The organism is Streptomyces sp. URMC 123 (genome assembly GCF_051386515.1).
GTDB lineage: Bacteria > Actinomycetota > Actinomycetes > Streptomycetales > Streptomycetaceae > Streptomyces.
The window spans coordinates 1-23,607 of record NZ_JBPQTV010000006.1 but is presented as its reverse complement, the minus strand read 5'-3'; the positions used below and the strand labels follow the sequence as shown (position 1 = coordinate 23,607).

The 23,607-nt window shown below is 73.1% G+C and carries 24 protein-coding genes; 9 read left to right on the top strand and 15 right to left on the bottom strand.

Annotated features, from left to right (window positions below; genetic code table 11):
• Positions 1-179: 179 nt before the first annotated feature.
• The 7 genes from ACSNOD_RS02025 to ACSNOD_RS01995 all read right to left on the bottom strand — a co-directional run bounded on the left by ACSNOD_RS02025 (position 180) and on the right by ACSNOD_RS01995 (position 7,673).
• Entirely contained in the window at positions 180-2,426 is a 2,247-nt protein-coding gene (locus ACSNOD_RS02025) for an MMPL family transporter (protein ID WP_436764943.1), read from the bottom strand.
• A 317-nt stretch (positions 2,427-2,743) separates the two neighbouring features.
• Positions 2,744-2,983: a ferredoxin gene (locus ACSNOD_RS02020; protein ID WP_436764942.1), complete on the bottom strand. Its 240-nt coding sequence runs from the start codon at positions 2,981-2,983 to the stop codon at positions 2,744-2,746.
• Positions 2,984-2,987: 4 nt separating this feature from the next.
• Entirely contained in the window at positions 2,988-4,202 is a 1,215-nt protein-coding gene (locus ACSNOD_RS02015; RefSeq protein WP_436764941.1) for a cytochrome P450, read from the bottom strand.
• Positions 4,203-4,232: 30 nt separating this feature from the next.
• Positions 4,233-5,036, bottom strand: a complete 804-nt coding sequence (locus ACSNOD_RS02010) for an ABC transporter permease (RefSeq protein WP_436764940.1) — start codon at positions 5,034-5,036, stop codon at positions 4,233-4,235.
• Positions 5,033-6,022: an ATP-binding cassette domain-containing protein gene (locus ACSNOD_RS02005; RefSeq protein ID WP_436764939.1), complete on the bottom strand. Its 990-nt coding sequence runs from the start codon at positions 6,020-6,022 to the stop codon at positions 5,033-5,035. The genes ACSNOD_RS02010 and ACSNOD_RS02005 overlap by 4 nt, the downstream gene beginning before the upstream one ends.
• 169 nt (positions 6,023-6,191) lie before the next feature.
• Positions 6,192-7,028, bottom strand: coding sequence for a DUF4097 family beta strand repeat-containing protein (locus ACSNOD_RS02000; protein WP_436764938.1), 837 nt, complete (start codon positions 7,026-7,028; stop codon positions 6,192-6,194).
• 102 nt (positions 7,029-7,130) lie between these two features.
• The gene (locus ACSNOD_RS01995) at positions 7,131-7,673 is read right to left on the bottom strand and encodes a hypothetical protein (protein ID WP_436764937.1); all 543 of its coding nucleotides are present in this window, start codon (positions 7,671-7,673) and stop codon (positions 7,131-7,133) included.
• A gap of 242 nt (positions 7,674-7,915) precedes the next feature.
• Between ACSNOD_RS01995 and ACSNOD_RS01990 the strand changes: the two genes are divergently transcribed.
• The 7 genes from ACSNOD_RS01990 to ACSNOD_RS01960 all read left to right on the top strand — a co-directional run bounded on the left by ACSNOD_RS01990 (position 7,916) and on the right by ACSNOD_RS01960 (position 13,886).
• Complete coding sequence (locus ACSNOD_RS01990) at positions 7,916-8,527, top strand: hypothetical protein (RefSeq protein ID WP_436764936.1); 612 nt, start codon at positions 7,916-7,918, stop codon at positions 8,525-8,527.
• A gap of 127 nt (positions 8,528-8,654) precedes the next feature.
• The gene (locus tag ACSNOD_RS01985) at positions 8,655-9,479 is read left to right on the top strand and encodes an aromatase/cyclase (protein ID WP_436764935.1); all 825 of its coding nucleotides are present in this window, start codon (positions 8,655-8,657) and stop codon (positions 9,477-9,479) included.
• Positions 9,476-10,252 carry a cyclase family protein gene (locus ACSNOD_RS01980; RefSeq protein ID WP_436764934.1) on the top strand — a complete coding sequence of 259 codons (777 nt, stop codon included), beginning with the start codon at positions 9,476-9,478 and terminating at the stop codon, positions 10,250-10,252. The genes ACSNOD_RS01985 and ACSNOD_RS01980 overlap by 4 nt, the downstream gene beginning before the upstream one ends.
• A gap of 14 nt (positions 10,253-10,266) precedes the next feature.
• Complete coding sequence (locus tag ACSNOD_RS01975) at positions 10,267-10,986, top strand: malonic semialdehyde reductase (RefSeq protein WP_436764933.1); 720 nt, start codon at positions 10,267-10,269, stop codon at positions 10,984-10,986.
• A 56-nt stretch (positions 10,987-11,042) separates the two neighbouring features.
• Positions 11,043-12,311, top strand: coding sequence for a beta-ketoacyl-[acyl-carrier-protein] synthase family protein (locus ACSNOD_RS01970; RefSeq protein WP_436764932.1), 1,269 nt, complete (start codon positions 11,043-11,045; stop codon positions 12,309-12,311).
• A complete protein-coding gene (locus ACSNOD_RS01965; RefSeq protein ID WP_436764931.1) occupies positions 12,308-13,534 on the top strand; it encodes a ketosynthase chain-length factor in 1,227 nt (408 codons plus the stop codon). The genes ACSNOD_RS01970 and ACSNOD_RS01965 overlap by 4 nt, the downstream gene beginning before the upstream one ends.
• 49 nt (positions 13,535-13,583) lie before the next feature.
• Entirely contained in the window at positions 13,584-13,886 is a 303-nt protein-coding gene (locus ACSNOD_RS01960) for an acyl carrier protein (protein ID WP_436764930.1), read from the top strand.
• Here ACSNOD_RS01960 and ACSNOD_RS01955 read toward each other — a convergent pair.
• The 3 genes from ACSNOD_RS01955 to ACSNOD_RS01945 form a co-directional block, all read right to left on the bottom strand.
• Entirely contained in the window at positions 13,846-15,201 is a 1,356-nt protein-coding gene (locus ACSNOD_RS01955; protein WP_436764929.1) for an MAB_1171c family putative transporter, read from the bottom strand. The genes ACSNOD_RS01960 and ACSNOD_RS01955 overlap by 41 nt on opposite strands.
• A gap of 59 nt (positions 15,202-15,260) precedes the next feature.
• Positions 15,261-15,710, bottom strand: coding sequence for an ImmA/IrrE family metallo-endopeptidase (locus ACSNOD_RS01950; RefSeq protein WP_436764928.1), 450 nt, complete (start codon positions 15,708-15,710; stop codon positions 15,261-15,263).
• Positions 15,711-15,833: 123 nt separating this feature from the next.
• On the bottom strand, positions 15,834-16,259 hold the full coding sequence (locus tag ACSNOD_RS01945; protein WP_436764927.1) for a helix-turn-helix domain-containing protein: 426 nt from the start codon (positions 16,257-16,259) through the stop codon (positions 15,834-15,836).
• Between the two features lie 198 nt (positions 16,260-16,457).
• Between ACSNOD_RS01945 and ACSNOD_RS01940 the strand changes: the two genes are divergently transcribed.
• A complete protein-coding gene (locus tag ACSNOD_RS01940; protein ID WP_436764967.1) occupies positions 16,458-17,288 on the top strand; it encodes an AfsR/SARP family transcriptional regulator in 831 nt (276 codons plus the stop codon).
• 97 nt (positions 17,289-17,385) lie between these two features.
• On the opposite strand, the gene ACSNOD_RS01935 is transcribed toward ACSNOD_RS01940, so the two are convergent.
• The 5 genes from ACSNOD_RS01935 to ACSNOD_RS01915 all read right to left on the bottom strand — a co-directional run bounded on the left by ACSNOD_RS01935 (position 17,386) and on the right by ACSNOD_RS01915 (position 22,525).
• Positions 17,386-18,222, bottom strand: coding sequence for an NAD(P)H-binding protein (locus ACSNOD_RS01935; protein WP_436764926.1), 837 nt, complete (start codon positions 18,220-18,222; stop codon positions 17,386-17,388).
• 185 nt (positions 18,223-18,407) lie between these two features.
• On the bottom strand, positions 18,408-19,226 hold the full coding sequence (locus ACSNOD_RS01930; protein ID WP_436764925.1) for a helix-turn-helix transcriptional regulator: 819 nt from the start codon (positions 19,224-19,226) through the stop codon (positions 18,408-18,410).
• Positions 19,227-19,273: 47 nt separating this feature from the next.
• The gene (locus ACSNOD_RS01925) at positions 19,274-20,416 is read right to left on the bottom strand and encodes an acyl-CoA dehydrogenase family protein (RefSeq protein ID WP_436764924.1); all 1,143 of its coding nucleotides are present in this window, start codon (positions 20,414-20,416) and stop codon (positions 19,274-19,276) included.
• A gap of 5 nt (positions 20,417-20,421) precedes the next feature.
• On the bottom strand, positions 20,422-20,901 hold the full coding sequence (locus ACSNOD_RS01920) for a lipocalin-like domain-containing protein (protein WP_436764923.1): 480 nt from the start codon (positions 20,899-20,901) through the stop codon (positions 20,422-20,424).
• A gap of 49 nt (positions 20,902-20,950) precedes the next feature.
• A complete protein-coding gene (locus ACSNOD_RS01915) occupies positions 20,951-22,525 on the bottom strand; it encodes an FAD-dependent monooxygenase (protein ID WP_436764922.1) in 1,575 nt (524 codons plus the stop codon).
• Between the two features lie 335 nt (positions 22,526-22,860).
• On the opposite strand from ACSNOD_RS01915, the gene ACSNOD_RS01910 reads away from it, so the two are divergent.
• Positions 22,861-23,556 carry an O-methyltransferase gene (locus ACSNOD_RS01910; RefSeq protein ID WP_436764921.1) on the top strand — a complete coding sequence of 232 codons (696 nt, stop codon included), beginning with the start codon at positions 22,861-22,863 and terminating at the stop codon, positions 23,554-23,556.
• Positions 23,557-23,607 lie beyond the last annotated feature (51 nt).

The window sequence follows — 23,607 nt, the reverse complement described above, 5'->3', positions numbered from 1 at the left end:
GGCGCTGATCAGAATCGTTGTTCCCTCGTTTGAGTGCCAGAGGCTGAACCTGACCACTGTTGACAGCGTCTGGTGCACTTCTTGCTGGGATCACCGCGCGCCATTGCGGTGTGACACGACGTCGAGGGCCCGGCGGGGAACCGCCGGGCCCTCGGGGTGTGGGGAGTCGTGCGGGGCGGTCAGCCCACGAGCTGCTTCTCCCGGGTGAGGCGCGTGGCGGGCGCCCCCTCCCGCCTCCCCAGCTTCTCGCCCTCGACATCGATGTTCGGCAGCAGGCGGTCCAGCCACTTGGGCAGCCACCACGCGGACTCGCCGAGGAGGGCGAACAGGGCGGGGACGATCGCCATGCGGACCACGAACGCGTCGAAGAGGACGGCCGTCGCCAGGCCGAAGCCGATCATCTTGACGAAGTCGTTGTCCTCCATGATGAAGCCGGAGAAGACGCTGATCATGATGATCGCGGCGGCGCCGACCACGCGGCCGCCGTACCGGAAGCCGGTGACGACCGCCTCGCCGGGGCGCGCCCCGTGCACGTACGCCTCGCGCATCCGGGAGACCAGGAAGACCTCGTAGTCCATCGCGAGGCCGAAGACCACGCCGATCATGAAGATCGGCATCGTGCTCATCACCGGGCCCGGCTGCTCGATGCCGAGGAGGTCCGCGAGCCAGCCCCACTGGAAGACCGCGACGACGGCGCCCAGGGCGGCGGCCACCGACAGGAGGAACCCGAGGGCCGCCTTCAGCGGGACGAGCAGGGACCGGAAGACCAGCATGAGGAGCAGGAACGCCAGGCCGACCACCAGGGCCAGATAGGGCACGAGGGCGTCGTCCAGGGTCTGCGAGAAGTCGATGAACAGGGCCGTCTGGCCGGTGATCAGTATGTCGGTGGCGCCGGACTCGGACTCCAGGCGGGGCGCGAGGGCGCGCAGGGAGCGGACCAGGTCCTCGGTCTGCTCGTCGGTCGGCCCGGTCGTGGGGACCACGTTGACGATCGCGGTGTCGCCCGCCCGGTTGGGCGCGGCGGGGGACACGGAGGCGACCCCAGCGCGCCCGGCGAGCTCCTTGCCGACCGCCGTGGCCGCGGCCTTCGCGTCCGGGGCCTGGACGGTGACCGTCAGGGGCCCGTTGAAGCCGGGGCCGAAGGAGTCCGACAGCAGGTCGTACGCCTTGCGCTGGGTGGTGTCCGGGGCCATGGTCCCCTCGCCCGGCAGGCCCAGTTCGAGGCTCGCCGCGGGCACGGCGACGGCGCCGAGTCCCAGCACGCCGAGCAGCAGGACGGCGACGGGGTGGCGCAGCACGAGGCTCGCCCAGCGCGCGCCGAGGTTGGGCTTGCGGCGGGCCGCCCGCTTGGCGGCCTTCCGCTGCTGACGCTGTGACAGCGGCTTGCCGGTGTACTGCTTGCGGTCCCGGCGGGCGAGCACCCTGACGGGGGCGAAGCCGAGCAGCGCGGGCACGAGCGTGATGGCGACGAGCACGGCGACGGCGACCGTGCCGGCCGCGGTCAGGCCCATCTTGGTGAGCATCGGCACGTCGACGACCGCGAGCCCGGCCAGGGCGATGATCACGGTGAGCCCGGCGAAGACGACGGCCGAGCCGGCGGTGCCCACGGCCCGGGCGGCGGCCTCCGCGCGCTCGCGCCCCTCGGCGATCTCGGAGCGATAGCGGGAGACGATGAACAGCGCGTAGTCGATGGCGACCGCGAGGCCGATCATCATGGCGAGCGTCGAGGTGGTGGACGACAGGCCGAGGACGCTGCCCAGCGCCGTGATGGCGCTGATCCCGATGCCGACGCCGATCAGGGCCGTCAGCAGCGGCATGCCGGCGGCGATCAGTGAGCCGAAGGTGAGGAGCAGGACGACGGCGGAGACGAGGATGCCGAGCTTCTCGCCCGTACCGTTCATCGTCTGCTCGATCCTGACCGCGTCGCCGCCCGCCTCGACGGCGAGGCCCGCGCCCCGGGCCCGCTCCATCGCGTCTTCGAGACCGTCGTGCGCCGCGTCGGTCAGCTCGGTGGCCTTCGCCGCGTACGTGACGTAGGCGTACGCGGTCGTCCGGTCGCCGTTCACGGCGTTCGCGTCCGGCGCGAACGGATCGGCCACGCCCGCGACTTGGGGCGCCTTGGTCAGGTCGGCGACGAGCCGCTCGACCTGCGCCTTGCGGGCGGCGGAGGTGATCTTCTCGGTGCCGGGGGCGCGGATGACGACCCGGGCGGCGGCCCCGTCCGCGCGGGCGTCGGGGAACTTCCGCTGGAGGAGGTCGAACGCCTTCTGCGACTCCGTGCCCGGCATCGAGAAGGTGTCGGCGGGCGGCGCGGCGGCCGTGGAGGCGGCGAAGCCGGCGCCGACGAGGGCGAGGAGCCACAGCAGGACGACCAGGCCCCGCCGCCGGAAGGCGAAGCGGCCCAGTGTGGAGAGGAAGGTGGCCACGGTGGAGAAATCCTGTCGGTGAGTGTCGTGGTGGAGCGGGTGGGGTGAGCGCGCCGCGCGGGCGGCGGCGGGGCGTTTCCGCGCGGCGCCGGAAGGGCGCTTCCGCGAGAGGTGGCGGGGCGCGTTGATGGCGGCGGGGCGCGTCTGCGCGATGTGGCGGCGCGGCGCTTGCCCGCGTCGGCGGGAAGGGCGCCCTCTACGCGATGGCGGTGCGGGGGCCTGTACGGGTGACGGCCGGGCGCCTGTACGTGACGGCGGCGGGGCGCGTCTGCGCGATGTGGCGGCGCGGCGCTTCTACGCGGCGGCGCGAGGCGCGTTCACGCGACCGTGGAGGGGCCGTGCTCCGTGACGGCGATGGCCGAGGCCGGGCAGACGCCGGCGGCCAGGCGCACCGCCGCGTGCTGCTTCCGCGGCGGGCGGGCGTCGACGAGGACGACGAAGCCCTCCTCCTGGTCCTGGTCGAAGACGGCGGGGGCGGTCAGGGCGCACATGCCGGCGCCGAGGCAGCGGTCGCGGTCGACGTGGACGGTGACGGGGCCGGTGACGGGGCCGTTCATGGGATCAGCCCTCGTCCCAGGCGACGGGCAGCCGGTGCACGCCGTAGATGTTCATGTCGGTCCGCAGCGGGACCTCGTCGGCCGGGATGTCCAGCCGCAGCGTGGGGAACCGGGTGAACAGCGCCGGCAGGGCGACGGTGAGCTCGACGCGCGCGAGCTGCTGGCCGAGGCACTGGTGGATGCCGTGCCCGAAGCCGAGGTGCCCCGTGGCCTTGCGGCGCAGGTCGAGGACGTCGGGGTCGGGGAACCGCGCCGGGTCCCGGTCGGCGGCCTCCAGGGAGATCGTGACGCTCTCGCCGGCCCTGATCACCTGTCCGTCGAGCTCGACGTCCTCGAGCGCGGTCCGCACGGTGGTGTGGGCGACGGTGAGATAGCGCATGAGCTCCTCGACGGCCCCGGCCGCGAGGTCCGGGTCGTCGCGCAGGGCCGCGGCCTGGGCCGGGTTGCTCAGCAGGGCGAAGGTGCCGTGGGCGATCATGTTGGCCGTGGTGTCGAGCCCGGCGGCGAGCAGGAACCCGCCGAGGCCGACCAGCTCCTCGTCGGTGAGGTCCGAGTCGCGGGCCAGGTCGCCGAGGAGGTCGTCGGAGGGCTCGGCCCGCTTGGCGGCGACGAGTTCCGCCATGTACTCCTGGAGACCCGTCATGGCCGCGTACCGGTCCTCCGGCGTCGCGTCCATGGTCATGAGCGTGTCGGCGTACCGCTGGAAGCGCCCGCGGTCGGCGTACGGCACCCCGAGCAGCTCGCAGATCACCAGCGCGGGGATGGGCCGCGCGTACGCCTCGACCAGGTCGGTGCCCGGCCCCCGGCGCTCCAGCGCCTCCAGGTGCTCGGCGGTGATCTCGGTGACGCGCTCGGTGAGTTCGCGCATCCGCCGTACGGTGAACCGGCCCATGAGCAGGCGCCGTAAGCGGGTGTGCCCGGGCGCGTCCATCCCGGTCATGTCGCCGGGCGGGGCGGGCGGCAGCGGGCCCTCGGGGCCGCCGGGAAGGGGGTAGTGCATCAGCTCGTAGCGGGAGCTGAAGCGGGGGTCACCCATGATGGCGCGGACGGTGGAGTGGCCGGTGGCCAGCCAGCCGATGTGCCCGTCGGGGTACGCCATCCTGGCCAGCGGCCGCTCCTCGCGCAGCTGAGCGAGTCCGGCGGGCGGATCGAAGGGGCAGCCGGCGGTGCGCTCGGTGGGAAGGGTGACGGGGGCGGCGTGCGTCGGTTCGTGCTGCATGGTGTCCTCCGTGGAGAGAGACGTCCGGACTTATCGGTTGGCGGTGCGGCCGAAGGCGGAGCGCGCCCAGAGGTAGCCGACGAGGGTCAGGCCGAGGCACCAGGCGAGCGCGATGTACGCGCTGTTGCCGATCTCGGTGCCCATCAGCAGGCCGCGCAGGGTCTCGATGATGGGCGTGAAGGGCTGGTACTCGGCGAACCAGCGCAGCCCGGTCGGCATCGAGTCGGTCGGCACGATGGCGCTGCCCAGGAAGGGCAGGAACGTCAGCGGCAGGGGCGTGTTGCTGGCCGACTCGGGGGTCTTGGCCACCAGGCCGATGCCGGCCGACAGCCAGGTCAGGGCCAGGGTGAGCAGGGTCAGCAGGCCGATCGCGGCGAGCCACTCGACGGGCGTGGCGTCGGGGCGGTAGCCGATGGCGAGGGCGACGCCGATCACCAGGGCGACGGCGGCCAGGGTCTGGATGACGCTGCCGACGACGTGCCCGGTGAGGAACGCGGCGCGGGAGATCGACATCGTACGGAAGCGGTTGACGATGCCCTCGGTCATGTCGACGCAGACGCCGACCGCCGTGGCCACCGCGCCCGAGGTCGCGGCCATCAGGATGATGCCGGGCGCGACGTAGTCGATGTACGCGCCGCCCCCGCTCCCGGCGGTGCCGGTTCCCGGGCCGATGCCGGCGCCGAGCGCGCCGCCGAACGCGTAGTTGAACAGCAGGAGCATCATCACCGGCATGACGACGGTCGAGAGGGACATGGCCGGGTAGCGCAGCGCGTGCTTGAGGTTGCGCCGCAGCATCGTCATCGAGTCGCTGACAGCGTACGAGAGGGTGCTCATCGGGAGGAGTCCTTCAGCGAGTGGGGCCGGCCGGTCAGGGCCAGGAAGACGTCGTCGAGGTCGGGGGTGTGCACGGTCAGCGACTCGGCGTCGACCCGGGCGTCGTCGAGGATGTCGAGCACGGCCCGCAGGGTCGGGATGCTGCCGTCGCTGGGGATGCGCAGCGACAGCGCGTCGATGTCGCACGCGGCGGCGCCGAAGTGCCGGGCGGCGAGGTCCAGTTGGTCCTGGCCGGAGAACTGGACACGGATGTGGCCGCCGGGGATGAGTCGCTTGAGTTCGTCCGCGGTGCCTTCGGCGACGAGCTTTCCGCCGTCGAGGACGGCGATGCGGTCGGCGAGTTGGTCGGCCTCTTCGAGGTACTGGGTGGTGAGGAAGATGGTGACGCCGTCGTCGGCGACGAGGGCGCGAATGATCTCCCACATGGTGCGGCGGCTGCGCGGGTCCAGCCCGGTGGTCGGCTCGTCGAGGAAGATGATGCGGGGGTCGCCGACCAGGGTCATCGCCAGGTCCAGCTTGCGGCGCATGCCGCCGGAGAAGGTGGACACCGGCTTCCTGGCGGCCTCCGTCAGCTCGAAGCGCTCCAGGAGCGCCGCGGCCCGGCGCCGGCCCTCGCGGCGGGGCAGGTGCTGCAGGTCGGCCATGAGGAGGAGGTTCTCCTCGGCGGTGAGCAGGTTGTCGACGGCGGCGAACTGGCCGGTGACGCCGATCGCGGCGCGCACGCCGTCGGGCCGGTGCGCCAGGTCGTGGCCGGCGATGTGGGCCGTGCCGCCGTCGGGCGCGACGAGGGTGGAGAGGATTTCCACGGTGGTGGTCTTGCCCGCGCCGTTGGGGCCCAGCAGGGCGAAGATCGACCCCTCGGGGATGTGCAGGTCGATGCCGTCCAGGACGACCTTCTCGCCGTAGGACTTGCGCAGGCCCAGGGCGGAGATCGCGGGCGGGGCGGCGGTGCCGGGGACGGTGGGCGTGGTGCGCGGCGCGGTCATGCGGGCGGGTCTCCTGTGTCTGTCGTGGGGCGTGCGCGCACGACAGGTCGCCCGTGGGGCGTCACGGCGGGGCTCGCCCGGGTCCTGTCATGAGTGCGGCGTCACGCATGGGGTGTTGCTCTCTTGCGGTGTGTCGGGGTGCTGGGGTCGTCGGGAAGGGGAGGAGGCGTCAGGCGCGGCGGATCACGATGTCGCCGACGTCGGTACGGGCATGGATCTCGACGGTCTCCTCGGAGGCGTCGGGGCCGTCGGCGGCGCCGAGCGCGTTGCGCAACGTGCCGAACTTGGAGTGGACGTCCAGCCAGGCGGCGGTGGACTCGCGCACGCCGACCTCCAGGTCCCCGACGGCGGTCCGGAGGTCGATCACGCCGCGCGCCGCCTGCTGCACGATGATCGCGCCATTGGCGGACTTGGCCTGGACGGAGGCGTGCGCGACGCCGACGGTGATGCGGCCGTTGGAGGCGTTGACCTTGAGGGCGCCGGTGATCTCGCCGATCGCGGTCTCGCCGTTGCCGTTCTTGACGGTCGCGGCGCCCACGAGCTCGTCGATGTCGACCCGGCCCGAGCCGTGGATCTCGGCGTCGCCCACGGCTCGGTGGACGCGGATGTCGCCGAAGCCGGTCCGCAGGTTCGCGACGGCCGTCTCGTCGAGCCGGATGTCGCCGAACGAGGTCTTGATGTGGCAGTCGCCGAGGATGCCCTCGCCGATGTAGTCGCCCATGGGCGCGGTGCTGCGAATGTGCGAGCCGGCGGGGAGCTCGACGGTCACGTCGATCGAACCGTGCCGGCCGAACAGGCCGCGCTTCTTGGGCCCCTTGAGGGCGAGCGTGCCGTTGGCGTAGGTGACCGTCGTCTGCTGCGCGGCCCGTACGTCGGCGTCCTCGGCGGGGTTGCTCGGCAGAACCTCGACGACCGTGTCGGCGCGCTTGCTCGCGGTGAGCCGCACCTTGGCGACCTCGAACTCGAGGACGGCGGTGATGGGTGCGGGGGTCTCGTAAAAAGGCATGGCTGTCCCGTCCTCTTGACTCTGGTCGGTGTTCTTCGCGGGTGAGGCGGTGGTGGCGCGGTGGCCGGGAGGTGTGCGGGATGGCGGAGCGAGGGGCTCCGGCTAACGGACCCAGCCCTGGAAGCCCTGGCCCCGACGCGGGGCGCGAGCGGCCGACCGGGCCGGCCCGGCGCCCGGCTCCAGGGCGGTGGCCACGGCCCGTACGAGCCAGGCGTTGACCGACAGTCCCTCCTGGCCGGCCGCGTCCTCGACGCGGGCCTTGAGGGGTGCGGGGAGCCGGAAGTTGATGCGGGCCGTCGCGCCTTCGTCGCCGTCCCCGGCGAGTGGTGCCACTGACGCCATCGATGGCGCCACCGGCGGCGCCGCCGCCTCGGGCGCACCCTCGCCGGGCCCCTCCGGGGCGGGCGGCGCCGTCACCACGAACTCGGGGTCGAGCCCCCGCAGCCGTACGTCCACCGAGCCGGGCGCCAGCTCCCGGGTGATCTCGTCCGAGGCGGCGGACAGGGCGTTCAGGAGGGTCAGTCGGGCGGCGGACTCCAGCGGAGCGGTCAGCCGCTCGGCCAGGGCACGGGCCTCTTCCCCACCCGCCTCCGCGGCGACGGCGAGCTCCTGGCGGAGGTGATCAACGTAGGGCGTCAGGTCCATGGCTCTATTGTGGCACCACGATGGCGCCATCGCAACCCGCAATGGCGCCACATGGCGCAATCGCGGCACCACGTGGCATCACCCGGCGCCAGATGGTGCCGGACGGTGTCGGCTGGCGCCGGGTGGAACGGGTCGCCCTCACCGTCCCCGCCCTGCCCCTGGGGTGAAACCGACCGACCCGTACGCTTGCCCACGGATGCCGCTGTCGTCACATAATCCGCCGAAAGGCGCAAAGGAAACGCATGACCCCCGCCCCCGCCCCCGTCTCCGCCGGCGCGGTTGGAGAATCGCGCCTGGCCCGTTCGCTCACCGACGGTCTTGAGCCCAGGACCTGGATCATCGCCGTCACGGTGCTGATGGGCTGGCACGCCGACCGGCTCGCCGGGGTCGGCTGGGGCCTGGTCGCCGCCCTGTTCTCCGCGGTGATCCCGGTTCTGTTCATCACCTGGGGCCAGAAGCGCGGCCACTGGGGCGACCGCCACGTCCGGCGCCGTCAGGACCGCCTCGTCGTCATTCCCGGCATCATGGCGTCCGTCGCCGCCGGCATCGCGCTCATGGTGCTGCTCGGTGCGCCGAGCGAGATGACCGCGCTGGTCGTCGCCATGCTCGTCACCCTCGTCGCGATACTCGCCATCACCTTCGCCTGGAAGGTGTCCGTGCACACCGCCGTCTCCGCCGGCGCCGTCGTGATGCTCGCCCTCGCCTACGGCCCCTGGGTCCTTCCCGCCTTCTGTCTGGTCGCGCTGGTCGGCTGGTCGCGGGTCGAGCTGCGGGACCACACCCTCGCCCAGGTCGTCGTCGGCACCCTGCTCGGCTCGGCGGTCGCCGGCGCCGTGTTCTCCCTGCTGCGCTGAGGGGCGCCGCCTCACCGGCGGGCGGATTCCCCTGAGAACTCCTTGAGGGGCGCTTGAGGCCGCGCTTCCAGGCTGGGGGTCGAGTTCGCGAAGGACTCCTCGACTTCCGTCGTTCAGAGGTGGGCCGATGATCATCCATACGCTCGTCTATCAGTTCTCCGACTCCGTGTCCGAGGCGGACCAGCGGCAGTTCTTCACGGAACTGCGCGAGCTGACGCTCGGTTCCGGGCTGGTGCACAGCTTCGACCACAAGCCGCACCTGTGGCTGCCGGTGGACGAGAAGTCCCGGGGGATGACGGGCACCCACATCGCCCAGTACGGCTGCCCGGACCTGGAGTCCATGCGGCAGTTCTCCGAACTCCCGCACGTGCACGCGTTCATCGACCGCTGGCGGTCGAAGGTCACCTACCAGGCGGCCTACGCCAACCACGAGGAGCTGACGCTCACCGGGCCGCCCGTGCTGCGCCACACCGAGCACACCGTGACCGTCCAGGCGCCTGTCGACCTGGTGTGGGAGGTCCTCGTCGACGTCGAGGGCTACGCCAGGATCTTCCCGCCCACGCAGGAGGCCAAGATTCTGGAGGAGAGCCCGCGGCACCAGACCGTGCGGCTCGTGGTCGACGTCAACGGCCAGATCCAGTCCTGGGTGTCCCGGCGCGACATCGACCACGAGCGGCGCGTCATCCGCTACCTCCAGCTGGAGCACGCCCCGCTCATCGGGCACATGGGCGGCGACTGGCGCGCCCTGCCCATCGACGAGGGCACCACCCAGCTCGTCCTCACCCACGACTTCCGGCCGCGCGAGCCCGTCGACGGCAAGGTCGCGGGCAAGTTCAGCTACGCGGAGGCCGATGAGCTGCTGCAGGGCGCCGTGGAGCGCAACAGCGTCGCCGACCTCGGCGCGGTCAAGGAGGAGGCGGAGCGCCGGGCCGCGGCGGCGCGGGCCTCGTGAAGCGGCTCGCGAAGCGGTTCATCGACCTGAGCGTGGCGACCCGGGACACCCCGAGCGAGGCGACGCGGGTCACGGTGGACCTTCTCGACCACCGGACCGGCGCGACCGTCCTGGGCCTGCTGCCCGAGGACTTCCCCGACGGGATGGCCATCTCCAACGAGACGGTCACGCTGACCACCCACACCGGCACGCACATGGACGCCCCCCTGCACTACGGGCCGCTCAGCGGCGGCCGGGCCGCCAAGAGCATCGATCAGGTGCCGCTGGAGTGGTGCCACGGCCCCGGCGTACGACTGGACGTGCGGGCCGTGCCGGCCGGCGAGGCGATCACCGTCGACCACGTGCGCGCCGCGCTGGCCGCGGCCCGCCACGAACCGGCCCCGGGCGACATCGTCCTGCTGTGGACCGGCGCCGACGCGCTGTGGGGCACACCGCGGTACCTGACCTCGTATCCCGGCCTGAGCGGTGAGGCCACCGCGTACCTCGTCGAGCGGGGCGTGAAAGTCATCGGCATCGACGCGTGGGGGCTGGACCGCCCCATGCACCGGATGATCGAGGACTATCGCCGCACCGGTGACAAGTCCTTGCTGTGGCCCGCCCACGTCTACGGCCGCACCCGGGAGTACCTGCAGCTGGAGAAGCTGGCCAACCTGGCGGCGCTGCCGGGCCCGACGGGGTTCACCGTCTCCTGCTTCCCGGTGTCCCTGGCCGGCGCGGGTGCCGGCTGGACCCGGGTGGTGGCCATCGACGAGGACACGGACGCTCACACCTGATCCCTGGGGGAGGCATGGCCATCCACTCCGCGGCCGGCACGCGACGCGAGCCCGGCCCCCGCGCCGAACCGCCCGGCCCCCGCGCCGAACCGTTCCAGCCCCGCGCCGAACCACCCGGCCCTCGCCCCGAACCGCCCGGGGCCCGAGGGCTCGCCCTGAGCCCGACCGCGCAGGACCTGCTGTTCCGGACCGCGCGCACCCCCAACACCTTCGCCCCGGAGCCGGTGAGCGACGACCAGGTGCGGGCGATCCACGACCTGGTGAAGTACGCGCCGACCTCGATGAACCAGCAGCCGCTGCGCGTCGTCCTGGCCCGTTCCCCATCGGCCCGCGCGGCCCTGGAGCGACGGATGTACGGCGGCAACCGCGCCAAGGTCGCCTCGGCGCCCCTGGTCGCGCTGCTCGCCGCGGACCTGGAATTCCACCGTCGGCTGCCGCGCCTTTTCCCGCACGCGCCGGGGGCCGCGGAGCTGTACGCCGATTCCGGGGTGCGCCGCGAATCGGCGGTGTTCAACGCGGCGCTGCAGGTCGGCTACTTCATCCTCGGCGTGCGGGCCGCCGGCCTCGCGGCCGGGCCGATCGCCGGGTTCGACGTGGCCGGCGTGACGAAGGAGTTCTTCGGCGACGGCCGCCACGAGGTCCTGGCCGTGGTCAACATCGGCAGGCCCGGCCCGGACGCCTGGTTTCCCCGGCTGCCCCGGCTGGAGTTCGACGAGGTCGTCAGCGTCGTCTGAGCGCGCCCCACCGGCGGCGCCGGCCGGCACACGAGTTGAGAGGCAGGTGTATTCCGATGACGCGCCGTGTGGCGATCACCGGTATTGGCGTACGGGCTCCGGGCGGGGCCGGCAGAAAGGAGTTCTGGGATCTGCTGACCTCCGGGCGGACCGCGACCCGCCGGATCACGTTCTTCGACCCCGGCCCGTTCCGGTCGCAGATCGCGGGCGAGTGCGATTTCGACCCCGTACGCGAAGGGCTCACGCCCCAGCAGATCCGGCGCATGGACCGGGCCGCGCAACTGGCCGTCGCCAGCGCCCGGGAGGCCGTGGCCGACAGCGGGCTGGAGTTCGCCGACGCGGACCCGCACACCATCGGGGTGAGCCTGGGCAGCGCCGTCGCCGCAGCGACCAGCCTGGAGAACGAGTATCTGGCGCTCTCCGACAGCGGCCGCAACTGGCTGGTCGACTACGACTATCTGTCCCCGCACATGTTCGACTACCTGACGCCCGCCGTGTCCGCCGGCGAGGTCGCCTGGACCGTCGGGGCCGAAGGGCCCGTGACGATGGTGTCGGACGGCTGCACCTCGGGCCTGGACGCGATCGCCCACGCCTGCCGGCTGATCCGGGAGGGCACCACCGACATCATGATCGCCGGTGCCTCGGACACCCCGATCACACCGATCGTCGTGGCCTGCTTCGACGCGATCAAGGCGACCACCCCCCGCAACGACGAGCCGGAGCGGGCCTCCCGGCCGTTCGACCGGTCCCGCAACGGATTCGTCCTCGCCGAGGGCAGCGCGATCCTCGTCCTGGAGGAACTGCAGAGCGCCCGCCGCCGCGGCGCCCACGTCTACGCGGAGATCTCCGGGTACGCGACCCGGCTCAACGCCTACCACATGACGGGTCTGAAGCCCGACGGCCGGGAGATGGCCGAGGCGATCCGCGTGGCCCTCGCCGAGTCCCGGACCGCCGCCGACGCGATCGACTACGTCAACGCGCACGGCTCGGGGACCAAGCAGAACGACCGGCACGAGACCGCCGCGTTCAAGCGCAGCCTCGGCGAGCACGCCCACCGGGTGCCGATCAGCTCCATCAAGTCGATGGTGGGCCACTCGCTGGGCGCCATCGGCTCCATCGAGATCGCCGCCTGCGCCCTCGCCATCGACCAGGGGGTCGTCCCGCCGACCGCGAATCTGCGCGAGCCGGACCCCGAGTGCGACCTGGACTACGTACCGCTGACCGCGCGGGAGCAGCGGGTGGACACCGTACTGAGCGTGGGCAGCGGCTTCGGAGGATTCCAGAGCGCGATGGTCCTGCGCCGCCCGGAAGGAGCCGAGCGTTGACCGACAACGTGGTGGTGACCGGCATCGGCGTCATGGCGCCCAACGGCCTGAGCACCGAGGAGTTCTGGACCTCCACCCTCAAGGGCCGCGGCGGCATCGCCGAGCTCACCCGCTTCGACGCCGCGTCGTCCCCCTCCCGCCTCGCCGGGCAGATACCCGGCTTCGACCCCCTGGACCACATCCCCAAACGGCTGATGCCGCAGACGGACATTTCGACCCGGTACGCCCTGGCCGCCGCCGCGGCGGCGCTCGAGGACGCCCGGGTGGACCCGGCCGGGCTGCCGGAGTACGACATGGGCGTGGTGACCTCGAACGCCACCGGGGGATTCGAGTTCACGCACCGGGAGTTCCGCAAGCTGTGGACCGAAGGGCCGAAGTCGGTCAGCGTCTACGAGTCCTTCGCCTGGTTCTACGCGGTCAACACCGGCCAGATCTCCATCCGGCACGGCCTGCGCGGCCCGGGGTGCGTGCTGGTGGGCGAGCAGGCCGGCGGGCTCGACGCGCTCGGCGCGGCCCGGCGCACGGTGCGCCTCGGCACGCCGCTGGTGGTCTCCGGCGGGGTGGACTCCGCGCTGGACCCGTGGGGCTGGGCCTCGCACGTCTCCAGCGGCCGGATCAGCCGGGCCACCGACCCCCGGCGCGCCTACCTGCCCTTCGACGCGGAGGCGCGGGGGTATGTGCCCGGCGAGGGCGGGGCGATCCTCATCCTGGAGGCCGCCGACGCGGCCCGGGCCCGGGGCGCCCGCGGATACGCCACCATCGCCGGATACGCCGCGACCTTCGATCCGCGGCCGGACTCCGGGCGCCCGCCGGGGCTGCGCCGCGCCGCCGAACTGGCCATCGCGGACGCGGGCCTCGACCCCTCCCGGATCGATGTGGTCTTCGCCGACGCGGCCGGAGTGCCGCATCTGGACGCGGCGGAGGCGGAGGCCATCAGCGGGCTGTTCGGCCCGCGCGCGGTGCCGGTCACCGCGCCCAAGGCGCTCACGGGCCGCCTCTACGCCGGCGGCGGGCCGCTGGACGTGGTGGCCGCGGTGCTCGCCGTCCGCGACGGTGTCGTCCCGCCGACCGCCGGCACCACGGACGTGCCCGCGGCGTACGGGATCGACCTGGTCCTCGACGGGCCGAGGTACCAGGAGGTCGGCGCGGCGCTGGTGCTGGCCCGGGGCAAGGGCGGCTTCAACGCGGCGGTCGTCGTCCGCGCCGCCGACTCCACCGCGTGAACGCCGGCGCGGGACAACGCACGGAACCAATCGAACGAATGGACGCGACATGAGCAAGGCAACGACCGCAACGACCGACGAGACGACCACGGTGACCATGGAGGCGCTGCTCGCCGTCCTCACCGAGTGCGCCGGGGACATCGAGCTCCCGGGCACGGCCGACGAGATACCGGACCGCTCCTTCGGGGACCTGGGGTGCGACTCCCTCGTGCTCCTGGAGACCGCGGCCCGCCTGCAGAGCGAGTACGGGATCGTCATCCCGGACGATGTCATCGCCGAGCTGGAGACGCCCCGGAGCCTGCTGGAGTTCGTCAACGGCAGGGTCGGCGGCGCGGTCGGCGCCCCGGCCTGAGGCCGGCGCCGCCGGCACCGGCATCGATGTCGGCACCGGCGTCGATGTCGGCACCGGCATCGGTCTCGGCACCGGCACTGATGCCGACGCCGTCCATGGCCGCTGGGCCGGTCCCGGGGTGCGCCGCGCCCCGGGACCGGCCCAGCGCCACGAAGGCGTCGTTGACCGCGATGAGCCACGCCGTGTCGTCCCGTTGGCCGTGATCCCCGCAGGGGTCGCCCGGGGGCGCCGAGACCGACGGGCTCCAGGGCAGGGCCGGCGGGACGACGCACTCCTGCTTGTCCCGCACCGCGGCCCGCAGGCTCGCGGCCTCCACCATGGCCCGCACCCGCAGCTCCGGCATCCCGCGGCCCGCCAGCGTCCGGCGGGCGGCCGTGGCCACGGCCGGCCGGGTGTACGGGCGCAGCGCCAGCCGGCCGTCCTGGATCTCTATCACCCGCCGGTACAGCCGGAACTCCGGGTCACGGGGCGGGATCAGCTCTCTCAGGCGGGAGCCGGGCGGGTCCAGCGCGATGGACGGGGTGGCCCGGTACAGGGCCTCCCACAGCGGCCGAAGCCGCCGGTAGCTGTGGTAGTTGCCCAGCCACTGCCGGGCGGCGCTGAGCCGCGGGCCCCAGGAGGGGACGGTCCACCCCAGCACCTCCAGGCACGATCCGAGATCCCCGGCCAGCCAGCGCAGACAGTCCCAGGCGCCGAGGGAGTAGCCGACGAGGACGCCGCACACCTCGATGAGCCGCAGGGCGCAGTACGCCAGGCTGAGCACGGCCCCGGTGACCATCGCCCACATGCCCCGCCGCAGCCAGGGGCGATGGCGGGCCATGCGCGCGTACCGCCGCGACAGCCGCACCGTCTCCCACTGGCCGATGCCGCAGCCGATGAAGTAGAGGCACAGATACACCTCGTAGTCGGGGTCGGCGCCGCTCAGCAGCGCCTCGGGCGGGTTCGACGTGGCCAGGAACAGCGCCAGCAGGCCCGCCGTCAGGAGCGCGTAGCCGATCAGATAGCGGCGGGCGCGGCGGCGGGCGGTGTCGGGCGGATGGGACCAGTGGGAGAGCACGACCTGTTGCGCCCCGGTGAGGCCGATCACCAGCAGGCTGCCGGTGACGTACGCGGCGGATCTGCTGCCGAGCACCCCCACGACGGTGGGCGCCAGGGCGTCCAGCTCGACCGCGTAGCTCAGCGCGGAGCACAGGAAGTAGACGGACATCGCGACGGCGGCGGGCTCCGGGCGGCCACGCACCGCGCCCGGTAAGGAGTGGCAGAAGGAGGCCGAAGCGCCCAGCGCGCAGCTCCATTCGAGCACCTGATACAGCAACGCCCCGCCCCCGTGTGTTCCTCGCCCGACCCGTGCCGCTCGCGCCGTTCCGGCGCCCGTCAGCGGCGGCGGATGGTGTTCTCTATCCGGCCGATGACATCGGCGTTCTCCGGTGGCAGCGGCACCGCCGCGGTCTCCTCGGCCGGGCGGCGGCGGGCCCGCTTCAGGATCAGCGAGGCGATCATCTCGGCCTCGCGCTCCTGCGGGTCGGTGTAGGCCGTGCGCCCGAGCATGTCGCGTACGAGCTGGGGGTCCAGATCGGGGAAGAGCGCGCGCGTCCCGGCGTCGTCCATGCGGCCCTCGCCGTGGTGGCCGCACAGGATGTGGGCGAGCTCGTGGGCGATGATGTGCTCCTGGTGCGAGGGGCTGGTGTCCGGCTCGTACAGGATGATGTCCGCCGTCTCGCAGGCGACCCACAGGCCGCAGGGCGACGCGTGCCGCACCGGCATCGGCACCAGGACGATCGGGCGGTCGCGGCTCCGGCTCAGATGCTCGCAGAGATCCGTCACCCCGCACGCGTCGGGGACGCCCGAGGCGGCCAGCAGGGCATCGCACCGCCGACGCAGTCCTCGTTCGGATTTCCTCAGGGCATGGGGTAACAACGGGGGAAACCAGGGGGACATCGGTGCGATCTACTCCTCGACGGGTGGCAGCCCCTGCAGTTTGCGTAGCTGGTCGATGACCGCCGTGATGGCCGAGAGGCTTTCGGGTGGCAGCCCCACGGCGCGCATCGCCACGGCCCGCACGCCGGCCTGGTCCAGCTCGTTCAGCGCGGCGAGCTGGACGTTGACGCGCTCGGCGTAGTGGGCGTCGACGAAGTACGCGGGCGAGACCCCGAAGAACGCGGCGAGGGCGTTGAGCAGCTCGGAGGAGGGGTTGGTGCGCTTTCCGGTGCGTATCGCGGAGAGGTACGCACCACTCACCTTCAGACCGGGGTGGGCCGCCTTGATCTCCTCGGCGACCTCCCGGTTGGTCCACTGGCGCCCCCGCGGGCGGCTGACGCGGAAGAGGTGATCGAGCCGGTCCGCGAGCAGGGAATCACCCGCGCTGTCGGACATGCTCTCACCCGCCTTCGGGACACCGGTGAACGGACCGTTGACTCAAGCATCGCGGATCGCCTGACAGTTGACAAGGTCGATGTCGCGTGCCCACAGTGGCTGTCAACTACACGTTGTTTCGACCGGTGCCCGAGTCATCTGGTGGTTGAACGGTCGAAACGCGTGGGAACCACGCGGGGAGGCTTCGTGGAACATCGCATGGCCATCGGCGTACTGGGCCCTCTGGCGCTGCGATCGGGGGGCAACACGGCGGAACCCAGCGCTCCGAAAGAGCGCCAGGTCCTGTCCTTACTGCTCATGAACCATTCGCAGGTCGTCCCGGTCTCCGTGCTGATCGACGAACTCTGGCCCAGCCGGCCGCCGAAGACCGCGTCCACCATCATCCAGACCTACATCCTCAACCTCCGCAAGTTCCTCTCCCGACAGTGCGGCATGCCACCTGCCCAGGTGGCGGGCGAGCTGCTGCGCACCCGCAACCGGGGCTACCTGTTCGACACCGAGGCGTGCCAGTTCGACCTGCGGGAGTACCAGCGCCTGGAGGCGGCCGGGCGGCGCGCCCTGGAGCTGGGGGACCCGGCGCACGCGGTCGAGCTGCTGCGCCGGGCGGACGGATGGTGGCGCGGACCCGCGCTGGCCGATGTGCAACGCGGCCTGGCGCTGGAGGCCGAGGTGACCCGGCTGGAGCAGTCCCGGCTGCTGGCGCGGGAGCTGCGCATCGAGACGGAGCTGCGCATCGGCCGGCACCGCGAGGTCCTCGGCGAGCTGTCCATGCTCGTGCTCCAGTACCCATACCACGAGCACCTGCACGGCTACTACATGCTCGCCCTGCACCGCTGCGGCCGCCGCACCCAGGCGCTGGAGGTCTTCCTGCGGCTGCGCCGGGTGATGTCCCGGGAGCTGGGCCTGGAGCCCTCGCCGAGTCTGCAGCGGCTGCAGCGGGACATCCTGGAGACGGCCGACCTCGATCCGGTGGGTGCCGGGGGCACGGCCGACGCCCTGCTCGGCACCGGCCGTACCACCCTGCTCTGACACCCCTGGTCCGCCTGGCCCGCCTGGCCCGCCTGATGCGCGGGCCGTCCGCGGGACAGGCGGGGCAGGCGGGATACGCGGGGCGCGCCTGCTCGCGTCAGCGGAAGTCGTCGGCGTGGTCGGTCGCCCACTCGGCGTACGTGCGGGCGGGCCGCCCCAGCATCAGCTCCACGGTGTTGACGACCGGCATCGGAATGCCGTCCTGCTCCGACAGGTAGCGCAGCAGCTGGTCCACGAGCTCGTCCGAGCCCCAGCGGCTCAGCGTCTCGCGGTACTCGGCGGGGGTGAGTTCCACGAACTCCACCAAGCGGCCGATCGCCTTGGAGATCGCCTCCACCTGCTGGCGCTGGGTGACCGACTCCGGGCCGGTCATCAGGTAGGCGCGGCCCTCGTGCCCGGTCTCGGTCAGCGCCCGCACCGCCACGGCCGCGATGTCCGCCTCGTGGATCGCGTCGATGTGCGCCTCGGGGTACGGGGCGCGCACCACGCCCTCGTCGCGGATCGAGGCCGCCCACTGCAGCGTGTTGGTGGCGAACGCGCCCGGCCGCAGGAACGTCCAGGGGAGGTCGGACGCGATCAGCGCCCGCTCCGCCGCCCGGTGCATCCGCGCCAGCGGGTTGAGGTCGGGGTTGGCGGCCGTGACCGGGCTCGCGGACAGCAGGACGACATGCTCGACCCCCGCCTCGCGCGCGGCCTCGACGAAGACGTCGACGCCCTGCGGATCGGCGTACAGGAACACCTTCGACACGCCGCTGAGCGCGGCCGGGAGCGTCTCGGCCCGGGTGAGGTCGGCCTCGACCACCTCGGCCCCCGCCGGCGCCGTGAGCGCCGAGGCGTCCCGCGTGGCCACGCGCACCCGCTGTCCGCTCTCCACCAGCTGGTCCACCAGGCTCCGCGCCACGTGGCCGCGCCCTCCGGTCACCAGGATTGTCACTGCGTCTCCTTCATCGCTCAGGCCCCGTGAGCCGTGTGCTCACCGGACCGCGTGCTGCTCGGTCACCGCGGGCCGGGTCGGCCCGCGGTGTCGTGACACCAAGCCTGGCTCTGCCGGGCCGGGATGAGGAGAGATCACTTGAGCCTAGGATCGACGGTCCTACCGTGCACGACGGACGTGTGCGGTCAGGTGGTGACGAGGGCGGCCTTGAGCGACTGCAGGGCCTTGTGGGACGGTGATCCGGGCGCCGCCGTGTAGAACATCAGGCGCTGGTCCCGCCCGGGGATGACCAGCATCTCGCAGTCCAGCTCCAGTTCCCCCACCAGCGGGTGGACCGAGCGTTTGGTCGTGCTGCGCTGCACCTCGATCTCGTGGCCGGCCCACAGGACGGAGAACTCCGGGCTGTGCGCGCACAGGTCGTCGACCAGCTCGCGGACGGCGGGGTCCTCCGGATAGCGCCCCGTCGCGCGGAGATCGGCCACGCACTCGCGGGCGAAGCGCCAGCCGTCCGGGGTCTTCAGCCAGGGGCGCTGCCGGAAGAACAGCCAGCGCAGCGTGTTGCGCTCCTTCACCGGCAGCGTCTCGAAGTCGACCATCAGCGCCGTCGCCATGCGGTTCCAGGCGAGGATGTCGTACGTGACGTCCAGCACCATGGCCGGAACGTCCTCCAGGCGTTCGAGCAGGATCAGCACGCTCGCCGGGACCTCGCGCGAGGTCCCGGCGAAGGTCGGCGCCTCCCCGACCAGCCGCAGCAGATAGGTGCGTTCGTCGTTCGACAGCCGCAGCGCCCACGAGAGCGCGGTGAGCACCTGCCGGGAGGGCCGCGGTCCGCGGCCCTGCTCCAGCCGCATGTAGTAGTCGGGGCTGATCCCGGCCAGCTGAGCGACCTCCTCGCGGCGCAGCCCCGGGATGCGGCGCCGGCCGTTGCTGGCCAGGCCGACGTCGGAGGGGTGCGTACGAGCCCGTCTGGTGCGCAGGAAATGTGCCAGTTCCGCCCTGTCCATAGGGTCAAGAATGCCTGATCACCCGCCCGGTCAGGTGCGCCGCCCGGTCAGGTGCGCGGACCGGCCTCGTCGACCAGGTGCCGGGCGAAGTGCCCGCTGGTGCGCTCGGCGCTGAGCACGGCGTGCGCGGTCGCCGCGTGCACGTCCCGCCAGGCGCGCTGCACCGGGTGGGACTGGGACTGCACCCGGCTGCCGCCCGCGTGGAAGACCCGGTCGACCGCGGCACGGACCAGTTCGGCGGCCATCGTGGCGTCCCGGGCGTTACGGGCCGCCAGCGCCCCCGTCATCGCGCCGGTGTCCGTGACCTCGGTGGCCCGGTCCAGCAGCAGCCGGGCCGCGTCCAGTTCGGCGGCGGCGCGGGCGAGGGTGAGCTGGACCCCGGTGCCGACCGCCGTGGTGCCGCTGCCCCGCGCGTGCCGGGTGACCTCGGCGGCCCAGGTGTCGTACGCCGCCCGCGCGGCGCCCCAGGCCGGGGCCACGAACACCGGGGCGTGCGCCCCCAGCAAAGGCACCCGGTAGCAGGCGGCGGCCGCCGGGGAGCGGCTGCCCCTCAGCAACGTCACCTGGGGGTAGGTGCGGTGCTCGGGAACGAGGACGCCGTCGAGCTCGACGGTGTTGCTGCCGGTGCCGCGCATCCCGAGCGTGAACCAGGTGTCGTGGACCGCGCAGTCCCGGCGCGGAACGAGGAAGTAGCGGGGCTCGCGGTCGTCCCCGGTGCCCGCCGGGGCACACAACAGCGCCCAGTGGGCGTGGTCGACGCCGCTGAGGAAGCTCCAACGGCCGCTCAACCACCAGCCGTCCGGCGTCCGGCGCGCCGTACCGGCGGGGTTCAGCGCGGCGGCGATCGGCACGTCCGGGCCCGCGTCCCACAGCTCGGCCTGCGCCGCGGGCGGCAGCAGCGCCGCCATGCGGCTCGACAGCGCGTAGATCATCCCGCACCAGGCGGCCGCCGCGCACCCGTGGGCCACCTCGGCGGTGGTGCGCAGCAGGCCGGTGAACGTGCCGCCGCGGCCGCCGTACGCGGCCGGCGTGAAGTGCCGGGCGAAGCCGGCGTCGACGACCGCGGCGGCCACGTCGTCGGGGAGCCTGCGGTCGGCGTCGGCCGCGGCGGCGTGCTCGGCGGCGGTCGCCGTCAGGCGGGCCACCGCCGTCCGTGGTGCCACGCCGGGGTGGGTGTCCGTCGTCGGCACGGCGCTCACCCCCTGCCCATCGCGCGCTGCCACTGCAGCACCCGGCGCTGCGGCCGTCCGTCGACGATCGCCGTGCCGTAGAGGGTGAGCACGTCTCCGGCCAGCACGATGTCGCGGACCTGCTCGGTGTCCACCCACTCGGACTTGGGGGTGACCTCGACCCGGTGGATGACCTTGTCGCCCGCGTGGTGCCAGCGGCCGGCGTAGCCCATGTAGGTGGGGGCGTCCGGGGTGCTCGGGGCGCCCGGGGCTGTGGCGGCACCGGTGCCGGGCCCGGTGCCGACCCCGGGGTTGGTGTCGGCGCCGGTATGGGTGCTCGTGCTGGCGCTGGTGCGCATCATGTTGACCGTCACATGGCCGTCGGCCGTGTACACCAGCAGTCCGCGCGGGGCGGGGCCGAGGGGCCCCTCGTGCCGGGTCCCCTCGTTGTCCAGGTCGTGGTAGGACACGAGGTGCCACACCCCGACCAGTTCGTCAGCTCGCATGGGGCCACTCCTTGTCTTCGGTGCCGGTCCGTGGGGCCATGTCGCCGCGTCACCCGGCGTCCGCGACGGCCCGGCGCTCCGCGGGCCGCCCGAACCAGGTCGTCAGGGCCCGGGTGAGGGGGCCCGCGGCGAAGGCGTCCCCCTTGGACAGCACCCAGGCGACGCAGCCGTCCGGGCGCAGCAGCATCGCGTCGACGTCGTCCCGCTCCGCACGCGCGGTGACCGTCCGCACCCGTGGCGACCAGCCGTCGGCGGCCGCCCTGACCTCGGCGCGGTCGGCCAGGTCGAGGAGGACCCCGCGCCCGTCGGCGGTCACGTCCGCGAGCGTGGCCGCCGGGGAGCCGCCCGGCCGCGGCCCGGACAGCCTCAGCGTCGGGCACAGCGTGCCGACCAGCGGGTGGTCGTCGCCCAGGTCGTACCGCACGTCGAAGCCGGCGAGCAGGTCGATGACGTACCGCTTGACCTCGTCGAGATCGAGGAGGCGGTCGATGAACCGGCGCAGCGCGGTGCTGTGGACGTCCGGGCGCATCAGAGCGGTCTGGGCGCGGGTGTTCTCCAGCAGGGCGGCGCCGACCGGGTGCCGCTCGGCCTGGTAGCTGTCCAGCAGTCCGGCCGGCGCCCAGCCCCGTACGACGGCGGCCAGCTTCCAGCCGAGGTTGACCGCGTCGCTCAGCCCGACGTTGAGCCCCTGGCCGCCGAAGGGGGCGTGGATGTGCGCCGCGTCACCGGCCAGCAGGACCCGGCCGCGCCGGTACTCGGCCGCCTGGAGCGCGTGGTCGGTGAACCGGCTGCCGGTCGCCATCGCGCCGACAGTGATCTGTCGGCCGCTGACCCGGCGCAGGGCGTCCTGGAGTTCGGCGGCGGTGAGGGGGCCCGCGTCGGGGTCCGGCGGGCCGTCGAACTCGATGACGGCGACCCGGTTCACGCCGAGCCCGTGGACCGTGAGCCCGCGCGGGGTGTAGTGGAAGCCGTGCGCGGGCCTCTCCGGGCCGTCGAGCTCCACCACGCCCTGGCGCCCGGTGACCGTCGGGGCGGTGCCGGGGAAGTCGAAACCGGCGAGCGCGCGCACGGCGCTGCGGCCCCCGTCGCAGCCGACGAGGTACCGGCCCCGTACCCGCCGTACCCCGTCGGGCGTACGGGCCTCGACGACCACCCCGTCCTGGCTCTGGTTCACCCCGGTCACCTCGTGCTCGCGGCGCAGGACGACGCCCAGCCGCTCGGCGTGCCGGGTGAGGATCTCCACCAGCGCCGGCTGCTCGACGCGCATCCGGCGACGGCCGTCGTCCGCGCCGTGCGGACGGTCCAGCTTGTCGATGCCGGCGAAGTGCTCCTTGGGCACGGCCTGCTCGGGGGGCAGGCCCAGTTCCTCGGCCATCCGCAGATAGCCGTCCACGGTGGCGCGCTCGGCGGCCAGCAGCTCCTCGCGCAGCCCCCGCCGCTCCAGGGCCTCGACGGCCAGCGGCCCGATGGAGCCGGCCTTGGTGACCTTCTCCGGTTCGGCGTTCCGTTCCAGGACCACCACCGACACCCCGGCCGTGCGCAGTTCGCACGCCGTCATCAGGCCGACCGGTCCCGCTCCGGCCACCACGGCCTGGAATTCCTCGTCGTACGCGGCGCTCTCCATGTGCCGGACGCTCCCTTCGTCGCTGTTCGCCAGGCTCCGCAGGGCTGCTCAAGGGCTGGTCAAGGCGGGTGCCGGCAGGCGGGGGCAAGGGTGCGCGGGGGCTCTCGGAGGCTCGCGGGTGGCGGGTGAGGGGGCGCGGGGGGCGTACGGCGCGGGGCGTACGGCGTGGTGGAACGGCGTGGCGGAGCGGCGCATGAACCGGCCTTGAGCCGATCTTGAGGGCGGCCCACCACCGTCGATGCCGTTCGTATCGCTGCCGTTCGTGTCGACGACGGGCACGACGGATGACGAGTACGACGGATGACGAGTACGACGACGAGAAAGTGGTGCGGGCTGTGAACACCTTGACATCCGCTTCGGTCCGGCCGGTCCTCGACCGGCTCTTCGAGGCCGAGCGCAACGACGTGGCCGCCATCGCGGAGATCGGCTCCCGCCTGCCGAACGCGACGCACGGGAACCACCTCGACTCGCTGCACGCCCTGCCGCCCGCGGAGCTGGCCGAGGCGCTCTCCGAGGTGGTCATCCCGGTCTCCCGGGAGACCGGCGAGCTGCTGTACCTCCTGGCCCGCAACCGCGGCGCGCGGCGCGTCGTCGAGTACGGCACCTCCCACGGTGTGTCCGCCATCTACCTGGCGGCGGCGGTGCGCGACAACGGCGGCGGCCAGGTGATCGGCACGGAGCTGCAGCCCAACAAGGTGCGCGCGGCGCGCGCCAACATCGAGGCGGCCGGCCTGGCCGGGCTGGTCGAGGTCCGCGAGGGGGACGCCCGGGAGACGCTGCGGGAGCTGCCCGGCCCGGTGGACATGGTGCTGATCGACGGGTTCGCCAGCCTGTACCTGGACGTCCTGCGGGTCCTCGAACCCCATCTGGCGCCGGGCGCGCTGGTGGTGGCCGACGGCATGCCGCCCGGCCCGGAGGCGATCGCCGACTACCTGGCGTACGTCCGCGATCCGGCCAACGGCTACCTCAGTGTGGCCCTGCCCCTGGGCGACGGGGGCGTCGAGCTGTCCCTGCGCTCCGGCACGTCGTGACGCGGACGGCCGGCGGTGCCGCGATGCTCGCCCCCGCCACCCCCACCACCC